1 protein-coding gene is annotated in these 1097 nt (G+C 74.4%); it reads right to left on the reverse strand.

Annotated elements, in window-relative coordinates:
- Positions 1 to 115: 115 nt before the first annotated feature.
- Complete coding sequence (locus ACFRMQ_RS40920; protein ID WP_380736019.1) at positions 116 to 952, reverse strand: alpha/beta fold hydrolase; 837 nt, start codon at positions 950 to 952, stop codon at positions 116 to 118.
- Between the last annotated feature and the right edge of the window lie 145 nt (positions 953 to 1097).

A 1097-nucleotide genomic window follows, 5' to 3' on the forward strand; every position in this document is an offset into this window, starting at 1 on the left:
GGGTTCCCGGCCGGGCCTCTCGCACATCACCGGCAGCCGCGGCCGCTGCGCCCGGCCGTCCCGCCCACCCGGCGGCGCCCCACCCACTCAGCGCCGCTTCACACCCACCGCCGCCTCACCCACCCGTCAGGAAGGCGAGGACGGCCTTCGCGGTCTCCTCGGGCCGGTCCAGGTGGGGATAGTGGCCGGACTCCTCGATCATCGCGACGGTCGCGGGCGCGGCGACCAGGTCGGCGGCCACCCGCCGGGCCTCGGCGGCCGGGTCGGACATGTCGGGGTCCTCGGCCCCGGTGACGATCAGGGCCGGGCAGCCGACCTCGCCGTACCGCAGCGCCAGTCCGCCCAGGATCTCCCGCAGCTGGGCGCGCAACGCCACCATCCGGCCCGGCCCGGCCAGGTCCGCCTTGATGTCCTCGACGGACCGGTCGAAGTCGGCGGGCCTGGCGACCGGGAACAGCGAACGGTAGAACAGGCCCCACAGGGCGGGGGAACGGGTGACCAGCCAGGAGGCCGCCCGCATCCACGCCTTGGGCCTGCTCCCCCCGGCGAACGTGCCGATCAGGACGAGGCCGGCCACCTCGGCGGGCGCCTCCGCGGCCGCCCACACCGCCGCCGCGCAGCCGATCGAGTGCCCGATCACCGTCGCGGGCCCGCCCAGTTCGCGGATCAGCGCCAGGACGTCGCCGCCGACCGCGGCGCTCCCGTACGAGGGCCAGTCCGCGCCGGACCTCCCGTAGCCCCGCACGTCCGTGTTCGCGACCCGGTGGCCCGCCGCGGCCAGTGCCGGGGCCAGCATCCGGTAGGTCGAGCCGCTGTCGCCGAGCCCGTGGACCAGCACCACCAGCGGCCCGTCCTGCGGCCCGCTCAGCCGGTACGCGATGCGCCCGTCCCGGACGTCGAGGTACCGGGCCTCCTCGGCACCCGTGGCATCCATGGCCTTCATGTCGTTCATGACATCCCCCTAAGGCTGTTATCCAAAAAGCTAACAGTCTTAGTTTCAGTGGGCAAGGGGCACGGGGAGGTACATGGGGTGCGTCAGCCGGCCCTGCTGTCCCAGCCAGTACCCGCTGCGGGTCGCGAGGTCGGCGACGGAGTGC

The organism is Kitasatospora sp. NPDC056783, from assembly GCF_042789895.1.
GTDB lineage: Bacteria > Actinomycetota > Actinomycetes > Streptomycetales > Streptomycetaceae > Kitasatospora.

Coding starts and splice junctions, on each gene's coding strand:
- ACFRMQ_RS40920 (WP_380736019.1), bottom strand. CDS start 952: ATGAACGACATGAAGGCCATGGATGCCACGGGTGCCGAGGAGGCCCGG.